The 1116-nt window shown below is 77.5% G+C and carries 1 pseudogene; it reads right to left on the bottom strand.

What is annotated here, in order from left to right:
• Positions 1–368 precede the first annotated feature (368 nt).
• A pseudogene (locus G3I40_RS46230) lies at positions 369–1116 on the bottom strand (transcriptional regulator); the annotation flags it as partial.

Here is a 1116-nt window from a genome sequence, read left to right as displayed (position 1 = left end):
GCCGGGGCGGCGGGCACGGCGGCGCCGTTCGTGATGCTGGGCGGGCTGCTGCTGGTCGCCTCCGGCCTCGGCGCCCGGGAGGCGACCCGGTCGCGCCCGCCGGGCCCTGTCCACAGCGGCCCCGGGGCACGTCGTGGCCACTCGCGCAGTTCCCCGCGCCCCTGAAGGACCGGGGTCTGCCGGGTGGGGCGTCGCGTCGCTGTCCGACGGCCGGTGGGGCTGTCACGCCGTTCTCCGCGCCCCTGGAACCTCCGCTGGCTCAGGGATGCTGCGCGGAGCGCATGCTTCAGGGAAGCGGGAACCGCGCGCAGCAGGACCACGGGCCCGCGGCCGCGAGCGAAAGCCACCCCACAGAGGCAGGCGCGCGATCACCCCGAGCTCAACAACCCCCGAGCCGCAACGACCCGCCCCGCCCCGGCGGGGTACGGCAACCTCCGGGCCAGAATCTCGACCGCCCCCAGAGCCCGGGCGCCCGCCTCTCCGCCCAGGGCCGCCGCATGGACCACCCCGGCTTCCACCTCGGCCAGCCGTTCCCCGGTGCCCCGGGCCCGCTCCACCTCCGCGGCGGCGACCCGCCGCGCCGACTCCCGTTCCCCGCCCAGCAGATGACCCCACGCAGCGAGCACCGGTGCCTCTCCGTCCCGCAGCAGGCCGGGCACCAGCTCGGGCCGTCCCCGGAGCAGCGCCAGTTCGGCCCGGGCGGTGCGCACCTCGAAAAGGGCCTGCTGATCCATCCCCGCCGCACGCTCGCCCCGCCCGAGCAGCTCGTCGACCCCCTGAGGCGTACCGCCCCGCATCCGCACCCGCGCCAGCGCGGCCAGCGCGTACGCCAACGACCAGGAGTCATCCGCGTCGACGGCGGCCAGGGCCGTCTCGGCGACCTCCCGTGCCACCTCCGACTCCCCGAGCTGCAGCCACAGTTCCGCCAGATTGGCCCGCTCGAACGCGGCCGCGTGCGGATCCCCCGACTCCTCGGCGAGCCCGAGCGCCCGCTCACCGGTGGCGACGGCCTCCCGCAGCCGCCCCTCCCGCCGCGCGTTCTCCCGCAGCACCGACAGCACCGAGCCGAGCAGCGCCGAGTCCCCGTACGCCTCGGCCGGTGCGAGCGCCCGGCCG

Origin of the sequence: Streptomyces sp. SID14478 (assembly GCF_010548525.1) — a bacterium.
Taxonomy (GTDB): Bacteria; Actinomycetota; Actinomycetes; order Streptomycetales; family Streptomycetaceae; genus Streptomyces.
This window is presented reverse-complemented; position numbering and strand designations above follow the sequence as displayed.